The sequence below is a fragment of the Halomonas halocynthiae DSM 14573 genome, assembly GCF_000425725.1.
Taxonomy (GTDB): domain Bacteria; phylum Pseudomonadota; class Gammaproteobacteria; order Pseudomonadales; family Halomonadaceae; genus Halomonas; species Halomonas halocynthiae.
The window spans coordinates 154142-176077 of record NZ_AUDZ01000016.1 but is presented as its reverse complement, the minus strand read 5'-3'; the positions used below and the strand labels follow the sequence as shown (position 1 = coordinate 176077).

At 55.1% G+C, this 21936-nt stretch carries 16 protein-coding genes; 5 read left to right on the top strand and 11 right to left on the bottom strand.

Annotated features, from left to right (window positions below):
• Positions 1–16: 16 nt before the first annotated feature.
• Positions 17–718: a GntR family transcriptional regulator gene (locus H616_RS0104745; RefSeq protein ID WP_027966334.1), complete on the bottom strand. Its 702-nt coding sequence runs from the start codon at positions 716–718 to the stop codon at positions 17–19.
• A 250-nt stretch (positions 719–968) separates the two neighbouring features.
• On the opposite strand from H616_RS0104745, the gene pabB reads away from it, so the two are divergent.
• Both pabB and H616_RS14195 read left to right on the top strand, forming a co-directional pair.
• Entirely contained in the window at positions 969–2390 is a 1422-nt protein-coding gene (pabB, locus tag H616_RS0104740; protein ID WP_035572598.1) for an aminodeoxychorismate synthase component I, read from the top strand.
• A gap of 86 nt (positions 2391–2476) precedes the next feature.
• A complete protein-coding gene (locus H616_RS14195; RefSeq protein ID WP_051233972.1) occupies positions 2477–3247 on the top strand; it encodes a phosphoadenylyl-sulfate reductase in 771 nt (256 codons plus the stop codon).
• A gap of 86 nt (positions 3248–3333) precedes the next feature.
• Here H616_RS14195 and cysB read toward each other — a convergent pair whose 3' ends face one another.
• Entirely contained in the window at positions 3334–4305 is a 972-nt protein-coding gene (cysB, locus tag H616_RS0104730) for an HTH-type transcriptional regulator CysB (RefSeq protein ID WP_027966332.1), read from the bottom strand.
• Between the two features lie 281 nt (positions 4306–4586).
• On the opposite strand from cysB, the gene trxA reads away from it, so the two are divergent.
• Positions 4587–4910, top strand: coding sequence for a thioredoxin (trxA, locus tag H616_RS0104725; protein WP_027966331.1), 324 nt, complete (start codon positions 4587–4589; stop codon positions 4908–4910).
• A 115-nt stretch (positions 4911–5025) separates the two neighbouring features.
• On the opposite strand, the gene H616_RS14190 is transcribed toward trxA, so the two are convergent.
• Complete coding sequence (locus H616_RS14190; protein ID WP_051233970.1) at positions 5026–6093, bottom strand: AI-2E family transporter; 1068 nt, start codon at positions 6091–6093, stop codon at positions 5026–5028.
• Positions 6094–6278: 185 nt separating this feature from the next.
• Here H616_RS14190 and H616_RS0104715 point away from each other — a divergent pair, with 185 nt between their 5' ends.
• On the top strand, positions 6279–7067 hold the full coding sequence (locus H616_RS0104715; protein ID WP_027966330.1) for an SIMPL domain-containing protein: 789 nt from the start codon (positions 6279–6281) through the stop codon (positions 7065–7067).
• 57 nt (positions 7068–7124) lie between these two features.
• Here H616_RS0104715 and serS read toward each other — a convergent pair whose 3' ends face one another.
• On the bottom strand, positions 7125–8408 hold the full coding sequence (serS, locus tag H616_RS0104710) for a serine--tRNA ligase (RefSeq protein WP_027966329.1): 1284 nt from the start codon (positions 8406–8408) through the stop codon (positions 7125–7127).
• Between the two features lie 187 nt (positions 8409–8595).
• Here serS and ydiJ point away from each other — a divergent pair, with 187 nt between their 5' ends.
• Positions 8596–11754, top strand: coding sequence for a D-2-hydroxyglutarate dehydrogenase YdiJ (gene ydiJ, locus H616_RS0104705; protein WP_027966328.1), 3159 nt, complete (start codon positions 8596–8598; stop codon positions 11752–11754).
• A gap of 413 nt (positions 11755–12167) precedes the next feature.
• Here ydiJ and H616_RS0104700 read toward each other — a convergent pair whose 3' ends face one another.
• From H616_RS0104700 to fhuB, 7 genes are all read right to left on the bottom strand, one after another.
• Positions 12168–13076, bottom strand: coding sequence for an ABC transporter substrate-binding protein (locus H616_RS0104700; RefSeq protein ID WP_027966327.1), 909 nt, complete (start codon positions 13074–13076; stop codon positions 12168–12170).
• Between the two features lie 36 nt (positions 13077–13112).
• On the bottom strand, positions 13113–15590 hold the full coding sequence (locus H616_RS0104695) for a TonB-dependent siderophore receptor (RefSeq protein WP_084155714.1): 2478 nt from the start codon (positions 15588–15590) through the stop codon (positions 13113–13115).
• Positions 15591–15684: 94 nt separating this feature from the next.
• Entirely contained in the window at positions 15685–16710 is a 1026-nt protein-coding gene (locus H616_RS0104690) for a FecR domain-containing protein (RefSeq protein WP_027966325.1), read from the bottom strand.
• The gene (locus tag H616_RS0104685) at positions 16711–17274 is read right to left on the bottom strand and encodes a sigma-70 family RNA polymerase sigma factor (RefSeq protein WP_035572567.1); all 564 of its coding nucleotides are present in this window, start codon (positions 17272–17274) and stop codon (positions 16711–16713) included. It abuts the gene before it with no gap.
• Complete coding sequence (locus H616_RS0104680; RefSeq protein WP_027966323.1) at positions 17274–18932, bottom strand: multidrug ABC transporter permease/ATP-binding protein; 1659 nt, start codon at positions 18930–18932, stop codon at positions 17274–17276. Before H616_RS0104680 ends, H616_RS0104685 begins: the two co-directional genes overlap by 1 nt.
• A 46-nt stretch (positions 18933–18978) precedes the next feature.
• The gene (fhuF, locus tag H616_RS0104675) at positions 18979–19767 is read right to left on the bottom strand and encodes a siderophore-iron reductase FhuF (RefSeq protein WP_027966322.1); all 789 of its coding nucleotides are present in this window, start codon (positions 19765–19767) and stop codon (positions 18979–18981) included.
• Complete coding sequence (gene fhuB, locus H616_RS0104670) at positions 19764–21764, bottom strand: Fe(3+)-hydroxamate ABC transporter permease FhuB (RefSeq protein WP_027966321.1); 2001 nt, start codon at positions 21762–21764, stop codon at positions 19764–19766. The genes fhuF and fhuB overlap by 4 nt, the downstream gene beginning before the upstream one ends.
• Positions 21765–21936 lie beyond the last annotated feature (172 nt).

Here is a 21936-nt window from a genome sequence, read left to right as displayed (position 1 = left end):
CAGAATCTGTCGCGACTTAGCCGTTCTGCTGTAATGAAGCCGCGTAGCGTTCAACAACGTTCTCTCGCGATGCGCTGACATGACGACGCATCAACAGCTCTGCCAGCTCACCGTCACCAGCTTCAATGGCATCGACAATACGGTGGTGTTCAACAAATGCACGCTGCGGGCGCGTACCACTCGCACTGAACTGGGTGCGGTACAACCTCACCAAATAGTAAAGATCATCACACAGCAGGCCGACCAGCATATGATTGTGGCTGCCCTGTACGATCTGATAATGGAAATCAAGATCTCCTTCGTGCTGGTAATAGGCTTCACCACTTCTCAGGTCAGCCTGGCGTTCATGTACCGCTAACACTTCACGCAGCGAAGCAATTTCGGCCGCACTCATGTTCTCGGCGGCAAGCCTCGCAGCCATGCTCTCTAAGGCTTCGCGCACATCAAACAGCTCCAGCAACTCCTTCATTGAAAGCTTGATGACCCGAGCTCCCACATGCGGTACTCGCTCGATTAACCGGTGCGCCTCCAGCCGGCGCATGGCTTCGCGCAACGGCCCACGAGAAATGCCATAAGTGTTAGACAGTCCCGGCTCAGTAATCTTGCTACCCGGAGCCAGCTCGCCACGTACAATGGCATCCTGAAGCTGTTGGAAGACACGCTCTGCCAGCGTACGAACTTCCGGCTGACTTGCAGGTTCAATCAGTGCATTAGACATTTTAATTGTCGACAATGTATTCGTTCCTGAACTCTAGTCGTCTACGCCTCACCGGTCAACCCGACTGATGGCGCACTTTTATTACTCTTTGGTTGTAGTATTTCACATTTCGTGCGGCTATTTATAGAGATGTTGTCGACAATTATTCCATCTCTCAGCAGCTTTCCTTCTTTCAACATCTTGATACACACACCACACGACAAGCTGAGACAGGCCATCTAGAATGGCCCGATTGTCGATAAAGGCCGAACTGATGACAGCTATCGAAATTACCCCCTTCCCCTACCACCCCACCCCGCTGAAGTACTTTACGCAACTTCGCCGTCGCCCGAATGCGGTACTGCTGGATAGTGGCCGACCAGAAGCGCCCGGCGGGCGCTACGACATCTTAAGTAGCGACCCTCTGGCAATGCTTGAGGTTGATACAGCAGGTAAGGTCTCTGGCGTTAACGAACTGGAGCATCTTGCGCCTTTTGCGGCTCAGCAGGCCTTGCTCGACCGCCTGAATAGCGATGTGCCGCCCAGTGAACTACCTTTCCTGGGCGGGCTGATTGGCTACTGGGCTTATGATCTAGGCCAGCCTTCTGGGACGGAAAAACACCCTCCGAAAGCACCGCAGGCACCACAACCCAAGCTGCCCGCCAGCCGTGTGGGGCTTTACGACTGGGCATTGCTTCAAGATCACCACAAAGCACAAAGCTGGCTGGTGGCGAGTGCCAAACGACGCCAGCAGGTCGAAACATGGCTTACAGAAGCCTTAGCATCTGACGATGAGTCACAAAGCGCATATAACGCATTATCAGACAGCTTTCAGCTAACCGATAACTTTACGGCTGACATGAGCAAAGACGCCTACCTGGATCGCTTCAACCAGGTACAACGATACATCCGCGCAGGCGACTGCTATCAAATCAACCTGGCGCAACGTTTCAGCGCGCCCTACCAAGGAGACCCCTGGCAGGCTTATCAGCTGCTACGCCAGGCCACACCGACGCCTTACGCTGGCTACTTAGCCTGGAATAAGAGCGCAGTCCTCTCACTGTCTCCCGAGCGTTTCATTCGCAGCAGCAATGGGCAGGTAGAAACACGGCCGATTAAAGGTACTCGCCCACGGGGCACACACCGCCACGACGACCAACGGCTCGCCGAGTCACTCGTGCATAGCACTAAAGACCGTGCCGAAAACGTGATGATTGTTGACTTGCTACGCAATGATCTGGGCCAGGTTTGCCGTACTGGTAGCGTACAGGTACCACAACTATGTGGCCTTGAAAGCTATGCCAATGTGCACCACTTGGTCAGCGTAGTGACTGGACAGCTGGCGGAAGGTCAGCGCCCATTGGATCTTCTCGCTGCCGCATTTCCCGGCGGATCAATCACCGGAGCTCCTAAAGTCCGCGCCATGCAAATCATTAATGAACTGGAGCCATCAACACGCAGTGTTTACTGCGGTAGTCTCGGCTACGTCGACTGTCGCGGCAATATGGATACATCAATCGCCATTCGCACAGCGGTGCTTGATCGTGATCTGCTTCACCTATGGGGCGGAGGCGGCCTGGTAGCGGATTCAGAAGGTGAAGACGAATATGCAGAAACACTGGATAAAATTCGCCACCTGATGACCGCCCTAAAAAGAAATAACAATCAGATTGGTAATTCTAAAAAAGAATAATAACAACGGAACAAAACGGTATTGGGGGAAGCACGACGGTCTTTGCTAGGGTAATCGCATTGATGACCTATACCACGAGGCTTCCCATGACACCTTTTGATCCAAATCATTTCGTCCTGGAAAATGATCAACGTTCACCCAAGGACATTCTTCGCGCCGCCTACGCAGCATTTGGCGAGCTGACCTTATCTTTTTCGGGCGCCGAAGATGTCGTACTGATCGATTTGGCACTCAAGGTTGCTCCCAAAAGCGCCGTCAACGTCTTTTCACTGGACACTGGTCGCCTGCACCCAGAAACCTTAGTTTTCATGGAAACAGTTCGCGAGCATTACGCCATCGAAATCGACATTCGCTACCCAAATAGCAGTGCCTTGCAAGAACTAGTGCGTGAAAAAGGATTGTTCAGTTTCTATCGTGATGGGCATCAGCAATGTTGTGGTATTCGTAAGGTGGCGCCGCTACGTCAGCGCTTAGAAGGGCTAAGCGTATGGGTCACTGGCCAGCGTCGCGACCAAAGCCCGGGGACTCGCTCCAGCCTCCAAATTGCCGAGCATGACAACGCCTTTGGCAGCCCCACACAACCGCTTTACAAAATCAATCCGCTAACCCACTGGACCAGCGCGGATGTTTGGAGCTATATCCAGATGTTTGAGGTGCCGTATAACCCGCTTCATGAACAGGGCTTTATCAGCATTGGCTGCCAGCCTTGCACTCGGCCAACACTGCCTGGTCAGCATGAGCGCGAAGGTCGCTGGTGGTGGGAAGAACAAGACGGTAAGGAGTGTGGGTTACACACCCCCAGTGGCAACCTACGTGCTCGACCGAATACAGCCTCCAGCTCACCCAGCTTGCTCTAAACAACCGGACCTGAGCCGCCACCTAGGACCTAGGCTACTCGAGTGTCGGCTAGGTGGCCGGAAACACGTTCTGCGAGTCACTCTGTCTAGAACGTCGGCAGCTCTATTTTATCAAACAGATCTTGCTCGTTGCGTGGCCCTGCCGCTAACGCGGCATCAACCAGGTCACGATCCAAATGGGATGCAAAGCCCTGCAAGAAGTCATACATAAAGCCACGCATGAAGGTGCCTCGACGAATGCCGATCTTGGTCGTTGAGCTTGCAAACAGATGGCTTGCATCCAGTGCCACCAGATCAGTATCCAGCTCTCGGTCTACCGCCATATCAGCGACAATGCCAACCCCCATTCCTAGACGAACATATGTTTTGATGACATCCGCATCAGCAGCAGTCAGTACCACGTTAGGGTTTAAGCCTTCTGCATAAAACGCATCATCGAGCTGTGAGCGCCCAGTAAAGCCAAATACATAGGTCACAATCGGGTATTTAGCCAGCGACGCAAGGCTCAGCGTCGTTTCACTCGCCAGTGGGTGATCGCGCGGCACCAGCACACACCGGTTCCAGCGATAGCATGGCATCAACACAAGGTCACTAAACAGCTCCAGCGATTCGGTAGCGATAGCAAAGTCTGCTTGCCCCTCACTCACCATATGAGCAATTTGACGCGGCGTGCCCTGCTGCATATGCAACGCCACTTCAGGGTAGGTTTGGGTAAAGTTACTGATCACAGGCGGCAGAGCGTAACGTGCCTGGGTGTGAGTCGTGGCAATCGACAAGCTACCGCGACTCTCGTCACTATGCTCCTGGGCAACTTGTTTGATATTTTCCGTTAAGCGCAGTACTTGAGCAGCAAGCTCGATGATCGACTCGCCTGCCGGAGTCACTCTGCTGAGATGCTTGCCGCTGCGTGCAAATATCTCAACGCCAAGCTCATCCTCCAGTAGCCGAACCTGCTTAGATACGCCAGGCTGAGACGTGTAAAGGCTCTTGGCAGTCGCTGACACATTCAGGTTGTTACGGGAAATTTCCCAGATATACTTCAGCTGTTGGAGTTTCATGCACGTACCATCCCTGCTATCGCAGCCTTCACAAGCCAGACATGACAGTGCAAAGGTGCAGGTCAAAAAATATTATGTGATAAAAACTACGGTACAAATTACTCTACAGCATAACAGACCCTATCTAAACAGCATTTTTTTACTCCCCCTCCAATGGTCTGAAATTTGCCAGCCAGCAAGCCGAACGATAACATCAGCCACCACACGGGCTAAATACAGGCCTGTTAGGTGTGCCTAAACTCAACGCTCGATAAAGTATAACGCTGTAACTGGAGAACCCCATGGCCAATAATGTCGATGTCACCAACGCCAACTTCGAGCAGGAAGTACTCAATGCTGAAACACCTGTGCTGTTGAAGTTCTGGGCTCCTTGGTGTGGACCTTGCAAAGCCATGACCCCGGTGGTGGAAGAAGTCGCTGAAGAGCGTCAAGACAGCATCAAGGTGGTCAGTATCAATGTGGATGACGCCCCAGAAATCGCTGCGGAGCAAGGTGTTCGCGGCGTGCCTACGGTCGTACTGTTCAAGTCTGGTGCCAAGGTCGCGTCACTGGTTGGCGCTCAGAAAAAGAACCAACTGAGCCAGTTCATCGACCAGAACCTGTAAAGGACCTGTCACTGTCACAAACGCACCCTTGCGTTAGTCATCTCAGTGAAGGCAGTAACATCGTGCTTCCACGCCAATGGCTGGAGCACGATGTTTCATTTATGCCTCTTACCCCTTAACTCGACCCATTCGTCACCGCGTTTTCCCGCGATCCCAACAAGCGTGCTAGCCAGATAGTTTGAGGGTGGCTTTCCAGCGCGATCTTCAACGTCATCGTCAGCACAACGGATAACAGCATGCCTGCTGTACCAAAAATCCACCCCCACACCACCAAAGAAAGAAACGCCACAAACGTTGACAGCCCCAACGCGCGGCCCATGATTCGCGGCTCTACCAAGTTACCCATCACCACATTAATCACCAAATATGCGCCAGCAAGTATCAGTGCCTTGAGCGCCCCGCTTTCCGGCGACACCATCATTAATAGCACCGGCGGCACCGCCGCAATCGCCGAACCAATATTGGGAATGTAATTCAGTGCAAAAGCCAGCACCGCCCACAGCAGAGGAAACTCAGATCCGGTCAACAGGCAGGCAAACCAAACCAGCACACCCGTGGTTAAACTGACCAGTGTTTTCACTGCCAGGTAACGCTTCAACGTATGATTGAATTGACTGAAGCGGCGTAAGCTCGGGGCTGGGTTATCCAGCGCATTGGCGATCTTTGCTGGAAAACTGAGCATTTCGAACAAAAGAAACATCGCTAACAGGGCCACCAGCAGGCTCTGAACCAACAAATTCCCCATCTGACTAAGCAGCTCTGGTAACCAAGCAACCAGCTGTCCAATATCCATCTCTCCAGCGACCCAGTTAGCATCAATATCCAGGCCGACACTCGATAACTGCGTCAGAGCCGAAAAATAATATTCCTCAAGCGTCGCCTGAATGCCCGGCAAGGCTTCAACAAAGGTATCTACGCTGTTAGCTAATAAAAATGCCAATAAAGAAATCAATGCCCCGAGTACCACCAACGTCAGCCATACCGCCAATCGCGGATGCACCCCCCAGCGCTGCAAAGCATGAATGGGCGCACTACAAACCACAGCAATAAACAATGACAGTAACAGCGGCACGAGCAGATCAGCACCGGCTCTCATGCCAGCAATAATCACCACCAGCGCAGCCAGTGTCAGCATCAGGTTCAGAGGAACCGTAGCAGGTTGTTTCCTTTCAGGGCGGGTCATCGCAACAGGCTCCATCATTTCGTCGGCCTTATGATGCCGACTCCCTCCCCAACCCACAACGCATCTTAACAGCGCACACCAACAAACCGGAGACAGCCTACCGTGCAAACCCATGGAACCTACGGACAATAAAGCGCTCAAAGGGCTATCTCTTTTCACCACACGAACGACACTAGGACAACACCATGCTACCTCTTTCGACTCGCCCATTCTTAAGCGCCAGCATACTGGCCGCCCTGCTAGTTGCTCCGCTAAGTGTCTCGTCTGCTTGGGCAGACAGCCAAGCAGCAACACGCTTAATTGATGTTCAGGCCCATGCAGAGCAGCAGGTCATTCCTGACAAAGCCTCTCTCAGCGCACGACTGTGGGAACGCACCCCAGCCATTGCACAGCGTGATGACACCCAGGCAAATCCAGAAGCACTGGCCAAGGCTCGGACGCGCCTGGAAGAGCGAGCTGCTAACTTAATCCAGCAAATCGAGGCCGCAGGCCTAAGCCGTGATGCAATCACAGCAGGATCGCTGAACGTGCAGCCTGAGATCATCTACGAGCCTTCCAGCAAAGACTCCCAGCAGGACACACCAATGGCTCGCACACGTATCGAGCGGCCTTTCAAACTCGAAATAACCAACCTAGATCAACTGCCCACGCTACTGGATGCCCTGACCGAGGCCGGTGTCAATTCTCTCGATGGCGTCACCTACGACCTGCAAGACCGTGACGCAGCCAGTGACGCCACCCTGAAGATGGCTCTTGAACGCGCGCGCCACAAAGCCGAGCTGATGTCCGATACCCTAGGGGTCAACCTAGGCGCAGTGAACAGTATTAGCGAACAGCAAGTGCCTAACTACCAGCCACGCATGATGGCTATGGCCAGCGACGTCATGGAAAAAAGCGGCGGTGGTGCCGAATATCGCCCCGGCACTATTACCCTAGAATCCACCGTCAATGTCCGCTGGGAAATCAGCGAGTAGCCATAAAAAAACACCCCCTGCCAAAGCCTGTTGGCAGGGGGTGTTTTATGAGCCAGCTTATCGCTGAGAGTTGATCGTTTCGACACCGCCCATATAGCCGCGCAACGCTTCAGGTACATTGATTGAACCATCAGCGTTTTGATGGTTTTCCATCACCGCCACAAGGCAACGCCCAATGGCGAGTCCCGAGCCATTCAGCGTATGCAATAAACGGGGCTTCTTGTCGTCCGGGTGGCGGAAACGCGCCTGCATACGCCGCGCCTGAAAATCCTCACAGTTAGAAATAGACGAAATTTCGCGGTAGGTCTGCTGGCTTGGCATCCAGACTTCCAAGTCATATGTCTTAGCCGCTCCCGCACCCATGTCGCCAGTACACAGAGTCACTACACGATACGGCAATTCCAGCGCCTGAAGGATTGCCTCAGCATGACCACGCATTTCCTCAAGGGCGGCGTAACTGGTCTCTGGGTCAACCAACTGCACCATCTCAACCTTCTCGAACTGATGCTGACGGATCATGCCACGCGTATCGCGGCCATGAGACCCTGCCTCACTACGAAAACATGGGGTATGCGCCGTCAGACGCATTGGCAGCTGGCGATAATCTATAATTTCATCGCGAGCAAAATTGGTCAGCGGCACTTCTGACGTGGGAATCAAGTAGTAACCACGCTCATCGGTTAGCTGGAATAAGTCTTCCCCGAACTTTGGCAACTGGCCAGTGCCAAACAGCGAATCCGCGTTGACCATATAAGGCACATAGCACTCTTCATAGCCGTGCTCCTGGGTTTGCTTATCGAGCATGAACTGCGTCAACGCCCGATGCATACGCGCAATTGGCCCGCGCATGACCGCAAAACGTGCGCCAGTGAGCTTGGCCGCTAGGTCAAAATCAAGGTCTCTATTTTGCGCGCCAAGATCAACGTGGTCACGCACCTCAAAAGTAAAATGTGGCGGCGTGCCCCAGCGGTGCAACTCAATATTATCGTTTTCGTCACGCCCTTGTGGCACCTCGGAATGGGGCAAGTTAGGAATACCAAAAACAATGTCATCCCACTCAGCCTGAACGTCTGCAAGTTGGGTCTTTGCCGCATCCAGCCGCTCCCCAAGATCGCTGACCTCATCCAACAATGGCTGAATATCCTCGCCTGCGGCTTTGGCCTTACCGATAGCTTTGGAGCGAACATTGCGTTCACTCTGCAGCCGTTCTGTATCCGCTTGAAGCTCACGACGACGAGCTTCCAGAGCCGATAGTCGTTCGGTATCAAGCTTGAAGCCCCGTGTAGCCAATCGTTGAGCAACCCCTTCGAGGTCACTGCGCAGCAGTTTTGGATCGAGCATGATATCCAGTCCGTAACAGTGTAAAAACAATATGAATGCAGAAACGCCAACGTCGCGTCATTGTAGCAAAAGAGCACCGCTACGCCACGTACAGAGGTGCGCACAACTGTCATTACGCGGTAGAGTAGGCGTTTTCTTACCTTAATTTGCCCAAATATGCGGCAGCGACTGTGACCAAACGCCAACCATGATCGCACGACTGGACTCTCAGCAAACAAGCACCAACACACACTATTTGCGCTTTCTTACCGCACTCAAGGACACCGGTTTCAAGGGCGAAATTGCCTCGGCGCTTGCCGACCGCACCGTGTTGGCCACGGATAACTCAATCTATCAGCGCCTTCCCCAGGCGGTGGTTTACCCGCGTGATGCCAATGACCTTGAGCGCCTCGCCCGGCTGGCTGGGCACGACGAGTTTAGCGACATCGTACTCGCCCCTCGCGGCGGCGGCACCGGCACCAATGGCCAATCACTGACCGATGGACTGGTGGTGGACGTTTCTCGCCACATGAATGCCATTCTCGACATCGACGTTGAGAATCGCCGCGTGCGTGTGCAGGCAGGCGTGGTCAAAGATCAACTCAACGCTGCACTCAAACCCTTTGGGCTATTTTTCGCACCCGAACTATCTACCTCAAATCGCGCCACTATTGGCGGCATGATCGCCACTGACGCCAGCGGCCAGGGCAGCTGTGAATACGGTAAGACTCGTAATCACGTGCTCGAGCTCGATAGCGTATTGCTAGGCGGCGAGCGACTTCATAGTCGTCCTGTCGATGAAAATGAGCTGACTAACCTGTGCGCACGTAACGACCAGGTTGGCCGGGTTTACCGCCGCGCACGACGCATCATCGACAGCGAGCATGAGCGTATTGCTGACATATTTCCCCCGCTTAACCGCTGCCTCACCGGCTATGATCTGGCGCACCTGAGAACGCCAGACGGTAAGTTTGACCTCAACAGCGTACTGTGTGGCGCCGAGGGTTCGCTTGCTCTGACCAACGAAGCCGTGCTGAACGTGTTGCCAATTCCCGCGCACTCAACGCTGGTCAATGTGCGCTATGCGGGCTTCATGGATGCACTGCGTGATGCCAAAGCGCTAATGGCGAGCGCCTCCGCCCCAACCTCTATAGAAACTGTCGACAGCAAAGTGTTGGGCTTGGCCATGCAGGATGTGGTGTGGGATGGCGTTGCGGAGTTTTTCCCCAGCCAGCCAAACTCACCGACAACCTCTGGCATCAACCTGGTTGAGTTCAACGACGACTGCCCTGAGCGGTTAGCCGAGCGTGTCCACACGTTCTGCGCACATCTGGAAAGCGACTCAAGCGTTACCCGGCTGGGCTATACCCTCGCCAAGGGGCGAGAGCAAATCAGCCGCGTCTACGCTATGCGTAAACGTGCCGTCGGCTTGCTAGGTAACGTGCAAGGTGAAAAACGCCCGATTCCTTTCGTAGAAGATACTGCTGTACCACCGGAGAATCTGGCTGATTATATTGCTGAATTTCGTGCCCTACTTGACGCGCGCGGACTAGAGTACGGCATGTTCGGCCATGTTGATGCTGGCGTCCTTCACGTTCGCCCCGCTATCGACATGAAAGACCCAGCCCAAGAAACGCTCATTCGTGACATTTCTGATGACGTCGCCGCGCTGACCCAAAAGTATCATGGCCTGCTCTGGGGCGAACACGGTAAGGGCGTACGCTCAGAATACGCACCCGCTTTCTTTGGCGAACTGTACCCGAGCCTGCAACGCTTAAAAGCGGCTTTTGATCCGCACAACCAGCTTAATCCCGGTAAAATTGCAACACCGTCCACCCAGCCCGATGCGTCCATAGCGACTGACTCCTATATCAGCACTAATGAGGAGCAGCCTGTTAAGTGGGTCGATGCAGGGCTACTGACCATTGACGGTGTACCCACGCGCGGTCAGCTTGATCGTCAAATCAACGAACGGGTTTGGCAGGCTCACGCTGCTACCGTTTACTGCAACGGCAACGGCGCTTGCTACAACTACGACCCCGATGACGCCATGTGCCCCTCGTGGAAGGCAACCCGCGATCGTATCCACTCACCCAAGGGCCGTGCAAGCCTGGTTCGCGAGTGGCTACGTCGCCAAGGCCTCGCCGGGGTCGACCTGGTCGAAGTCGCCCGCGCACAACGCGCCGGTGGCATTTGGGGCACCATTAAACGCCTTCCCAAGCGTACGCTGAATACTCTGCGCCAAGGCCAACAGGATGACTTCTCGCATCAGGTTTACGATGCCATGGCGGGCTGTCTAGCGTGCAAGTCGTGCGCAGGTCAGTGCCCGGTGAAGGTCAACGTGCCAGACTCGCGCTCACAGTTCCTAGAGGTCTACCACGGCCGCTATCTGCGCCCCGCGCGAGACTATCTGATCGGCAGCCTAGAGTTCATGGTGCCCTCACTGTCTCATGTCGCGCCGCTGTATAACGCAGCCATGAACAACCGCCTAGTTTCACGACTGTTGGCTGGCCCCGTGGGCATGGTTGACAGTCCCAAGCTATCCCGCGCGCAGCTCGCCAAGCAGCTAAAAGCCTGGGGCGTCGCCATGGCAACCCCCACCTCGCTGGGTCGTCTTACTGAAGCTCAGCGCGCCCGCAGCGTGGTGCTGGTACAGGACGCCTTCACCAGTTACTTCGAATCCCAACTGGTGATGGATATTATTGAACTGCTCGGCCGGTTGGATGTTCAGGTATTCGTCGCGCCCTTCTCTCCTAACGGCAAACCGCTACAAGTACAGGGTTTTCTGAGCGCATTCCAACGCACTGCTAAGAAACAGGCCGCCAAACTCAACATGCTCGCTGGCTATGGCGTACCCCTCGTCGGAATCGACCCAGCCATGACCCTGACCTATCGCCAAGAGTACATAAAGGCACTGGGCGCAGACGCGGTACCCGATGTTGAGCTGCTCAGTGAATGGCTGGTAAGACTCGCCCCGCAACTAGGGGTTGACGTCACCGCAGGTAAGTACGCTATTCGCGACCCGCACTACCGGCTGCTAAGCCACTGCACCGAAAAAACCAATGTTCCAGTTGCGCCCAAACAGTGGCAGCAGTTGTTCGCCGCCTTCGGCTTAGAGCTTGAAATCGTCGCTACTGGCTGCTGCGGCATGTCGGGCACCTATGGCCACGAGGCGCGCAATGTCGAAACCTCAAAAACGATCTATGCGCAATCTTGGCAACCGCTGATAGAAGCCCCTGACAACACCGAACGCCTACTGGCCACCGGTTACTCATGCCGCAGCCAAGTTCAGCGGCTCTCAAACACCCAGTTAACACACCCACTTCAAGCGCTGCTCAACGCACTTAATAAACACGAATCGCTGTGACCCGCAGCAGTTCGGCTATTTGGCGCAAAAAAGCACGGCAAGAAACGTCTTGCCGTGCTTCGTCATGTGATCGTTACAGCTCTTGCCTCCCCCTCTCTCAAAGGCTCGGTTACCACGGCTAACTGCTGCCAACTTATTTTTCGAGCAATAAGGCAAGCTCGCATTACTCCCCAAAGTTTTGGCAGTCTCTGGAACCGTTTACCCCTGATCTGTGACCAGAGCTACAGCGCCTTCTTTGAACTCTACCAGGAACCTCACCCCGACCCTGTTGCTTTATCGATACCATCGCCCATTGCCATTGAGTGCCTATGCAAAATGCGCCAAAAAAAGGGCAAAACCAGACGCAAGAAATAAACAAGAACACTTATCATTAAAATAAGCGGTAATATAAAATACTTGTCTAATAGACGCCATTAAGGGGTCGTCTGGGCATCTAAGCCATCGACAAGCGCCTCAGCGAAGCGGAGAGCGGATGGCCAGCCTCCCCAGTGCCAATAATCGACGGCTAACGTCGTTGTGTCTTGGCTAGTTAAGGCGGGCCAATGCTGCCATATTCCCTGCTCCAGCAAAGTTTGTTGTGTGCCTTCGGCGGAGTAAGGACTTTCCAGCATGATCACACGGCCTTCAAGGCCAAATAGCTGCTCGGCGGTGACGGTGGCAAACCCCCACCGATTGACGTCACCCTCCCAGGCATTGTTGATTCCCAGTTGCTCCAGCACTAACCCTTCCAGGCTGCCTAGGCCATATACCCTGGCGTGGCGCTCATCCATCAGGCTCACTAACACTACCGATTGAGCGCTTCGCTCACTATGTTTGCGCTGTTCTGCCAACGCCTCAAATTGCGCTTCAACGCCTATTAGATAGTCGTTAGCGTGTGCTTGATCACCCGTTAACTCGGCTAACTGTGTCGTTAAGTTATTTAGCCGTTGTTGTAGTGCAGGAGGTGTCTCATAAACCACCCACTTTTTTAACATTGCCAAACGGCTAAGTTGGGGGATTAAGTTGGCATGAGCAGGCGGTGAGATAAGAATATGCGAAGGCGCAATGTCTTGTATCAACTCGAGGTTAGGTAAGTGGCGGCTACCCAACTCCATAGCAGTAGAAAGCACTTGGGAATCGCGCCACCATACGCGATAACCTGAGAGGCCGCCCACGGCTTGGGGCGGTTCTCCCAGGGCTTGCAATGTTTCAGCAATCGCATAGTCCAGTGTAACTACTGCCGTGTTAGAAGGTATCTCGCCCTGCCCCAACAACTGCGTGGAAACCATCATCAGCATGGCGGACAAAAACCCGCTCGCAGCCTTTTTCATAGGATGAGACATGCCTAGTTACCTTGGTGTAGCTCAATAAAACTTGCGTTAATAACTGAAGGACAAGGTGCCCTGCACAGTACGGTCGGTGCCCCAATAGCAGCGTGCGGCGTTGTTGCACTCTCCCACATACTGCTTATCGAATAGATTTTCCACGTTGAGGCCTATCCGCCAGTTCGCATCCAAGGCGTAGCCTAGGGAAAGGTCAGCCAAGGTCACCGCTTCGGTGGTCAGCATCTCGCCGTAGGCGAGGCTAGCGTCAGGATAGGAGTGAGAACTCCCCAGATAACGTACCCCTAACCCCACTTCAGCGCCTTGCATGACGCCTTCCAAGAACTCGTAATTCGCCCATAGCGAGGCTTTATGACGGGGCACGCCGACCACCTGATTATCTTCATAACGAGGAAACGCCACATCCTCAACAATACGCGCATCGGTGTAGGTGTAAGCGACGGCTACGCTGAACGCATCGTTAATATCGCTGACCAACTCTAACTCGACCCCATTGGAATCGGTACGCCCCACATTGCGGTAACCACCAATAGCGCTGTCATAGTTAATGTCATTTTTCATCACGATATCGTAGGTCGAAAGCGTAATCGCGGTGTCCATGTCAGGAATGTCGTAGCGCAGGCCCAGCTCATATTGGCGCCCAGTAATGGGATCTAGCGGTTCATTAGTGGTAGCAGAGACCTGGCGAGCTGGTACAAAGGTCGTGGCATAATTCATATAAGGCGATAAACCGGAGTCGAACTGATACATCAAGCCCACTTGCCAACTAAACTCCTCATCAGTCACCGAGAAACCACTACTGGGTGTAAGGTAGTTATTATATTCCGTCTTCGCCGAGTCAAAGCGCCCACCCACTTGGGCAATAAAGCCACCCATTTGGCTATGCAGCTGAGAGTAAATACCGGTTAACGCCTGCACGTCCTTGCCATCCTCAGAACGCTGTAGCGTTTGTGGTGGCGAACTCCACTGGGGGTTAAAGATATTGATCAACTGCGGCGTGCTGAACCCCACGTCCTGTGTCTGCGAAAAAGAGGTTCGGTCATACCCAAATCCGGCGAGCCAAGTGTGCTCAACAACATCGTTACCAAACTTGCCCACTATTCGGTTATCAATCGCCAGCGTTTTGCTATCGTTATCGCGATCACGCCCGTAAGCACCAACGACATTGTCATATCCATCACCTGGGTAGCTCCACCACACCTCCTGACGCTTCACCTGGGAGCGCAAATAGCGCGCGTTTTGTTGGAAACGCCAGTTATCATTGAAAGCATGCTCATACTCGTAACCTAGCGACCAGACTTCTCGATCGAAGGTGTCCCATTCAGGGTGACCTAGATTGGTGCTGCTGCTTAGCGTACCTGAAGGATGATCGAGTAGCGTACCCGCCGCAGGAAGGCCTAATTGCAACTCGCTATCATCTTTCTGGTACATACCCAACACCGTCAAACGATCTTGATCACTCAACTCAAACGTCAACGAAGGGGCTATATAGGTGCGATCATCATTTACGCTATCGATCTGGGTGTCCGACTCACGGTACAGAAATACAACACGCCCCTGTACCGACCCATCAGTATTCAACGGGCCAGAAACATCGGTCGAAATTTGGCGACGGTTATGACTACCATAACTCAGGTTTACTTCTCCCTCATGATCAACAGTAGGCCGCTTGCTGACTAGATTGACCAACCCACCCGGTACGTTTTCACCGTAAAGCGCCGACGTAGGTCCTTTAAATACCTCGACACGTTCCAGTCCATAGGGCTCAGCGGAAGTTGAATAAGCATTAGGTTGAACCCGCAGGCCATCCCGGTAGGTACCGTAGCCATAGTCACGCTGGTTCATGCCACGAATAAAGAAAATGTCCCCTGCCAAGCCGTCACCCACAGGAAAATCACTCGACGAAATACCAGGCACATAGCTAAGAATATTGCTTAGCGTGCGCGGGTTCTGATCGTCAATACGCTCACGTGTGATGACCGACACCGTGCGCGGCGTATCCTCAAGGGCGATATCCGCTTTGGTAGCCGTCAGGCTACGTTCTGCTCGGTAACCATAATCTGGCCCAACAGGAGACGCCCTCAACCGATCGGCTTCGACCTGCATCGTCGACAACGCCACATCCGCAGCCCGCTCTTCCAACCGGTAACTACCATCACCTTGCCGGGCTGCCGTTAAACCCGTTCCATCCAATAGCCGCTCCAGCCCTTCATCGACTCGATACTGGCCTTGCAGGCCGGGGCTTTGGCGCCCTTCCCCCAGCTCGCCAGCGCCGCTAATAAACACACCCGCCTGGGCAGCGAAGCGGTTAATTGTCGTGCTGACCGGACCGCTGGCAATGTCATAGTAGCGTGCTTGCTGCTGGGTGGTTTGTGCGATGGCGGGCTGCGATAGCAGCGGCACGGCTAATAGCCCAGCGGTGGCAAAATGAATCGCCAGCGCCAAGGCGCGGCGGTTAAGCATTGGTTGGGGCTTGGCAGTAAGTGGTCGAAGTGCCGTGCGCTGATGGAGCATGTTGGTTCCCCTTGCAGATACGTTTTACGTGCTTATAAAGGGGATCGCACCAGCACGAAAAAGGGGAACCAGAAAAACCAATTTTTGCTCTTTTTTATTCCTCACTGGAGCTTGCTTCGCCTGCCTCGATTTTGATCCACCAGGGCATGACTTGGCGCACCTTCACCGGTAGCGTGGTTTCGACCATGTTCATAGTGCGTTCTAGATCATCAAGCGGGAAAGCGCCGAGCAGGGTGAGATCCGCCACCTCTGGGTCGACCTCTAGGCGGCCATGGTGGTGACGGCTAAGCGCCGCGGCAAAGTTCTTTAGCGATATGTTCTCGGCTAACAGAACGCCATTGGCCCAGGCTTCCCGGCTGCCGTCGGCGGGGGTGAGCTCCCCGATACGGCCTTCAGTGTAGTGAGCTTGCTGCCCAGCATTGACTACCTGCCGCTGGCTCGCATGCAGAGCATCGCCCTGAGTCTGGATAGCCACAGCGCCATCAAACACCGCCAGCAACTCACCTGAAGGCTGTTCACCCACACTAAAGCGCGTGCCCAAGGGCGTGAGTCGTGCACTGCGGGTATCCAGGTAAAACGGCCGTTCGGCGTCTCTGCCAGTTTCTATCAGCACTTCGCCGGTCACCAGCGCCAAGCGGCGCTGCGCTTGATCGTAATCAACATTGAGTGCTGAAGCGCTGCTCAGCCAGACCTGGGTGCCATCTTCCAGCACGATATGAGTGATTTCACCGGTGGCGGTGTGATAATCAGCACCCCACTGCTGTACGAGTCGTGGCAATGGTGTGCTTTGCCACAGCGCGGTGGAGAGCACAGAAACCAGCGCGAGGCTTGCTAGCCCACCCAACAGGTGACGTCGCCCCCGCCGTCGTTGTCGCGCCAGGCTAATCACACTGTTCGCGGTTTGCCGCTCACCCTTGCCTAGATTGTCAGTGAAGCGGCGGCTGACACCTTCCACTTGCTCCCAGGCCCAGCGATGGGTGTCGTTGGCATCCCGCCATGTTTGCCAGCGTTGACGCTCCGTTGCCGACATCTCTCCCGCCTGCCACTCGGCAAACCATTCAGCAGCCTCTGCCAAGGCACGGCGTTTGGCAGCTTCATCGGGGCTAGCCGCAGAAGCCATTTAGAGGCTCGCCTCGAAGCCCGCTTCGATCAACGCGCACTGCAGCATGGCCTGGGCCATATATTTTTTGACCATGCGTTCGGAAACCCCCAACTCCTCAGCAATTTGCCGATAGGGCTTACCGTGTAGCTGCGAGGCCAAAAAAGCGCTAGCGACTTTTTCGGGCAGCCGCTCCAGCATGCGGTCGATTTCGCACAGTGTCTCGATGACGATTTGCTGGTGTTCGGCAGAGGGCAAGCTCGCCTCGGCGCTGGCCGCTAGAGCTTGCTGCCAAGCGCGCTCAATATCCTGCCGACGCCAGTGATCAACGCACAACCCTTTAGCCATGCGGCTCAGATAAGCCCTGGCACCGTCGAAACTGTCCAGATGGCGAGGCGTTTTCAGCAACCGCACAAACGCATCCTGCGCCAGGTCGGCCGCCGACTCACTGCATCCCAAGCGCCGGCTGAGCAACTGCTGCAACCAAGGCTGATGGTGGTGATACAACTGACCGAGGGAGTCTCGACAGCCAGTGTGATACGCCGAGGGCTTGGCGGGTTGTGGTATCACCGTATCGTTACGCATTACTCAGTCACCCTGGCCACCGCATCGCGACTGGCGGCTTCACGCTGCTCACCGGTAAGCTCGACGAGCTGTCCGCTGCGCATTTCCAGCAGACGGTCGGCCTGGTCGAAGTAGTGGTCGTCATGGCTGATCACCACCAGCGTTTTGCCCAGTGCCCGCAGTTGGGGCAGTAACTCACGGTAGAAAACCCGGCGGAACTGAGGGTCCTGGTCGGCGGCCCACTCATCCAGCAGCAGCAGGTCACGCTGCTCGGCCACGGCCAGCAGCATCGCTAAGCGCTTACGCTGGCCCTGAGAAAGGTTGACGTTGGTGATGCGATCGCCATCGAAGTCAAGCTTACTGTGCATCCCCAGTGCGGCAAGCCATTCCTCAACCAACGCGGGATCGGGTGACTCGCCCGCGGGGCCTATCAGCCGGTCAAATAGATGCAAGTCAGTGTAAATCGCTGAAAAGTGTTGGCGATAGCGTGTCCAGTCCTCTTCACGCAGTGGCATACCATCGACCTGGACGCAGCCGCTTTGCGGTTGATAAAGCCCTGTCAGCAGCCTCGCCAACGTCGACTTGCCACTACCATTACCGCCAATGAGAAACACCACCTCGCCGCGCTTTAAGGTCAAGTCGATAGGGCCGATAGCAAAGCCTGGACGTGTCTCTTCAGCGGGGTAGCGATAGCTGACCTGTTCCAGTGCTAGCACCTGCCAGTCGTGGCGCTGTGCGTCACTATCAAAAGTATCGCGGTGTTCTGCCAGATCGAGCGCACTGATTTTCTCGAATGCCACTCGGGCATTGATCAACGGTGGAAAAGCGCCTATCGCCTGAATAAGTGGCGTACGCAGAAACAGCAGCGTAAGAGAGAAAGTGGTGGCCACCTGAGCCGATGCCCAACCCAGGCCGTTGGCTAAAAAGAACACCACGCCGATGGCCCCCAGCATCATGATATTGAACCAGTTCACCGCGCTTAGATGGTAGGTATCGCCGCGGATGATATGGTGTCGATACGCTTCCGCGTTAGGGGTATAGACGTCGCAATACAACCATTCGGCTCGGTCGCGGTTAAGCGCCAGTTCCTTACGCCCCTCAATCACCGACTGGTAATCTACGTAGAGACGATCTTCAGACTCACGCAGCTTGGCCATATGCTGATAAACCCGAGCCACCAAACGTATGCCAATTAAAACCGTCACGATCACCCAAAGCGCGGTGACACCTAACATGGGAGCTGAAAGCCAACCGAGATAAACCGTGACACCTATCGTCAGCACCCCGCCTTGTACCAACTCTGGCAAACGTACAAAGGCAACGGTGATATAGCGCACATCGCTGGATAAGCTGGCCAGTAAGCGCGCACTACCAATCTGCTCGACCCGCTCGATATTGGTATCCAGAATCCGCTTAATCAATTGCCCCCGCAGCCGGTAGACAAAATAGTGTCCCAAAGTGGTCAGCGCCAATTGCGAGGCCAATGTTATGGCTAATAACAACACAATCAGCCCCAGAAATTCGGGCAAGATGCGCCAGGGATCGGTAAAGGTGCCCAAAAGCCGCTGATTGATAAAGGCGATAACACCGATACCCAGACCTGCACTGGCCAAACTAAGTAGTACCACAGCCAAAAATGGCCAGCGATAATCACGCCATACAATCCTCAACAGCTCCATGAACCGGGCCTCCTGGCACTTCGAAAAGTTAGCCGATATTGAAAAGCTAGCGCTGGCGTTTGGCCGGCTTATTCTCGGGTTTCAGCGGGCAACCACCGCAAAGCGGCTCGCCGGGTAACCGATACCTGATACAACATAGCCGTCGCACTCGGGTGGAGGTCTCACCGCCTAGTTCTAGATAACGCACTGGCTGGTAGAGCGGGTTGCGCCGTCCATCGGGCAACGTCTTGGTGGCCAGGTAATCCAGCAGTGGCTCACCCGCGCCAGCAAGTTCTGGATGTTGCGAGCAGGTTTTTCCCACGAATTCCACGTATTGACCGAGATTGTTCCAGAACACCTTGGCCGAGAGACCGGAGACCGCAGCCAGCACCTCAATGAGTGGCGCACAGTGGTCGTCAAATAGCGTGCTAAAGCGCGCCTGGGATGTTTGAGCGTTAAGCTTCACACCACCGTGTGGTAATAAGATACGCTCGGTCTGACCTTTATCGCCAAGCGCCAGCCGAAGTTCCTTTATGCCCACCGGAAGGTCGTAGCCCAATAGCAGGTTGGCCACCAGCGTCGGGATCGAGACACTACTGAAATGATACTTCGACCATACCGAGGCAACGGCCAGGAAGTCGGCATCGTCACCGTAGCGGCGGCCGAAGCGCGCCAGTTGCTCACTCAAGAAGCCTCGATCCAGCAATGCAACAGCTGCCAGCGTCGGCTCATCAGACTGACCAAACGCTGGAGCTTTCAGGTTATCCAGCGGCGGCTGGCGATAAAGCGCCAACAACGCCTCGGCAGGATCCACCGCAGCCAAAAGCTCACTCGGCTTGGTCGCCACGTTACTCATAGCCGCCGCAGCCCCCACATAAAGTAAGCGCCGCCAATTAGAGAGGCGACCAAACCAGCGGGCATCTCATAGGGGAAGATAATCTGACGCCCCACCCAATCCGCCAACACCATTAATAGCATGCCGATCAACGCGGCCCCCAGCAGGTGCTGCCCTGCCCGAGAGAAGCCGACCAAACGCGCCATATGCGGTGCCAGCAGGCCAATAAACGATAGCGGCCCCACCACCAAGGTGGCGCAGGCGGTTAGCAGTGCGACCAGCAACAGCAGCGCCAGGCGGGCACGGTTCAGCGTTACCCCAAGTGCCTTGGCCGTCGGTGCGCCTAACGGCATGATATCCAGCCAACGGGTAAAGGGTAGCGAGACCAGCGCCAATACCGCAGCGATACCCCCGACCACCACGGCATTGGTGATATCCACGTAATAGGTAGAGCCCGCCAGCCAGGCGATCACCTGCTGGCCACGTGGGTCTCCCCCTGCCAGCATCACGCTACGCACCGCATCAAACAGGGCGCTGACAGCTACCCCGGTAAGCAGCAAGCGCTCAGGGAGATAACCGCTCTTGCGGTTGATGCCCACCAACACCAACAATGTCGCGAAAGCGCCCAGAGTACCGACGCCAATCAGCATCATATTGGTGGGCGCGGGCAGTAAGAAGATCCCCAAAATCAGTGCAATGGCGCAGCCACCACTAATACCCAATACCTCGGGGCTGGCCATGGGGTTGGCGGAAAGGCGCTGAAGAATCGTCCCGGCAATTGCCAGCATTAGCCCACTCGCCGCTGCCGCCATTACCCGCGGCAGGCGCCACTGCATCACGTTCCAGTTATCTGGCGACAGTAAATACCAGCCATCGACCCCCTGCCCCACCAGCAAGCCAAGCAATGTGGCGCCCAGTAGCGCGAGGAGTAACCCCGTTGCTAAACGGGAAGGCGCAGGATGGCGATGGGCAAAAACGCCCGCCCCTTTCGGTGGTTGATCGCCCTGCAGTTTCAAACGTGGAATCAACCACATTAATAGCGGCGCCCCCAGGGCACCGGTAATCGCTCCAGTGGGGATAAAGGCCGCCAACATGCCACCGAAATGTTGCAGCAGTAGATCCGTGGTGACCAACAACACAGCCCCTAGTAACGTCGACCAAAGCAGACGTGGCCCTAAGCGCCGCGCACCGGCCATACGCACAATATTGGGCGCTGCCAAGCCGATAAAACCGATGATACCCACCACGCTGACAATGCTACCAGTAATAAATACCGCCAGCCCCATCCCCGCAAAGCGCAGATAGGTCAGCGAGACGCCGAGGCTCTTGGCACTGGCGTCGTCAAGCTCAAGCACCGCCAAAGGGCGCAGCAAAAACCAGGCGGCGACACAGATAATCGCCAGCCGTGGCCAGAGAACCGCAACGCCATCCCACCCGTTTTGCGCCAGCGAACCAGCGCCCCAAATAAGCAGCCCCGAAAGCGCCTCGTGGTTAAACAGCAGCAGCGCTGTAGAAAGCGCCCCTAAGTACAGATTAACCACCAAGCCCGCCAGCACCACCACGATCGGCGCCAACCCGCGCCGCCACGAGAGCAGGAAAACTAACCCAACCGCCAGCGCACCACCCAACAAGGCGACCCATTCACGCCCGGCGACAAGCAGCCCCGGCGCCAGCAAGGTAGCGGTCATCAACGCCAGGTTAGCGCCCGATGCCACCCCTAGGGTGGTGGGCGAGGCCAACGGGTTGCGCAGTACTTGTTGCATCAGTACACCCGCCAACCCTAAGCCGCCCCCTGCTAGCAGCGCGATCGAGAGACGTGGCCACCACGCATAGTGGAGCAACAACTCGTCAACATTCTCAAAAGAGGGCACTACTAACGCCTGCAACCCCAGTATAAAACCACCCTGCCCCTGCAGACCTAGCCAAAACAGCACCACCATCGGCAAGCTAAGCAATAGGCAAGCTTTTGCAGGCGACATTCCCCCCATTCGCTGGGTAACTTGCGCAGCGCTTAGCATAGCGAACAACCTCTTGTCATAGCCGGGCAGATCGCCACACAGGGCCTGATAGGCAGCAGAGTCATTTTCTTAGCCTTACTCTTTTCTGGAGTTGGTGGTTGAATTACCAACAACGATTCTAAATGATAATAATTAGCACTACAATTGACAGTTTGATTGATAGAGACAGTGA

Coding starts and splice junctions, on each gene's coding strand:
- H616_RS0104715 (WP_027966330.1), top strand. CDS start 6,279: ATGCTACCTCTTTCGACTCGCCCATTCTTAAGCGCCAGCATACTGGCC.
- fhuB (WP_027966321.1), bottom strand. CDS start 21,764: ATGCTAAGCGCTGCGCAAGTTACCCAGCGAATGGGGGGAATGTCGCCT.
- H616_RS14195 (WP_051233972.1), top strand. CDS start 2,477: ATGACACCTTTTGATCCAAATCATTTCGTCCTGGAAAATGATCAACGT.
- H616_RS0104745 (WP_027966334.1), bottom strand. CDS start 718: ATGTCTAATGCACTGATTGAACCTGCAAGTCAGCCGGAAGTTCGTACG.
- H616_RS14190 (WP_051233970.1), bottom strand. CDS start 6,093: ATGACCCGCCCTGAAAGGAAACAACCTGCTACGGTTCCTCTGAACCTG.
- H616_RS0104695 (WP_084155714.1), bottom strand. CDS start 15,590: ATGCTCCATCAGCGCACGGCACTTCGACCACTTACTGCCAAGCCCCAA.
- trxA (WP_027966331.1), top strand. CDS start 4,587: ATGGCCAATAATGTCGATGTCACCAACGCCAACTTCGAGCAGGAAGTA.
- serS (WP_027966329.1), bottom strand. CDS start 8,408: ATGCTCGATCCAAAACTGCTGCGCAGTGACCTCGAAGGGGTTGCTCAA.
- fhuF (WP_027966322.1), bottom strand. CDS start 19,767: ATGAGTAACGTGGCGACCAAGCCGAGTGAGCTTTTGGCTGCGGTGGAT.
- H616_RS0104685 (WP_035572567.1), bottom strand. CDS start 17,274: ATGCGTAACGATACGGTGATACCACAACCCGCCAAGCCCTCGGCGTAT.
- H616_RS0104700 (WP_027966327.1), bottom strand. CDS start 13,076: ATGTCTCATCCTATGAAAAAGGCTGCGAGCGGGTTTTTGTCCGCCATG.
- ydiJ (WP_027966328.1), top strand. CDS start 8,596: ATGATCGCACGACTGGACTCTCAGCAAACAAGCACCAACACACACTAT.
- cysB (WP_027966332.1), bottom strand. CDS start 4,305: ATGAAACTCCAACAGCTGAAGTATATCTGGGAAATTTCCCGTAACAAC.
- H616_RS0104680 (WP_027966323.1), bottom strand. CDS start 18,932: ATGGAGCTGTTGAGGATTGTATGGCGTGATTATCGCTGGCCATTTTTG.
- H616_RS0104690 (WP_027966325.1), bottom strand. CDS start 16,710: ATGGCTTCTGCGGCTAGCCCCGATGAAGCTGCCAAACGCCGTGCCTTG.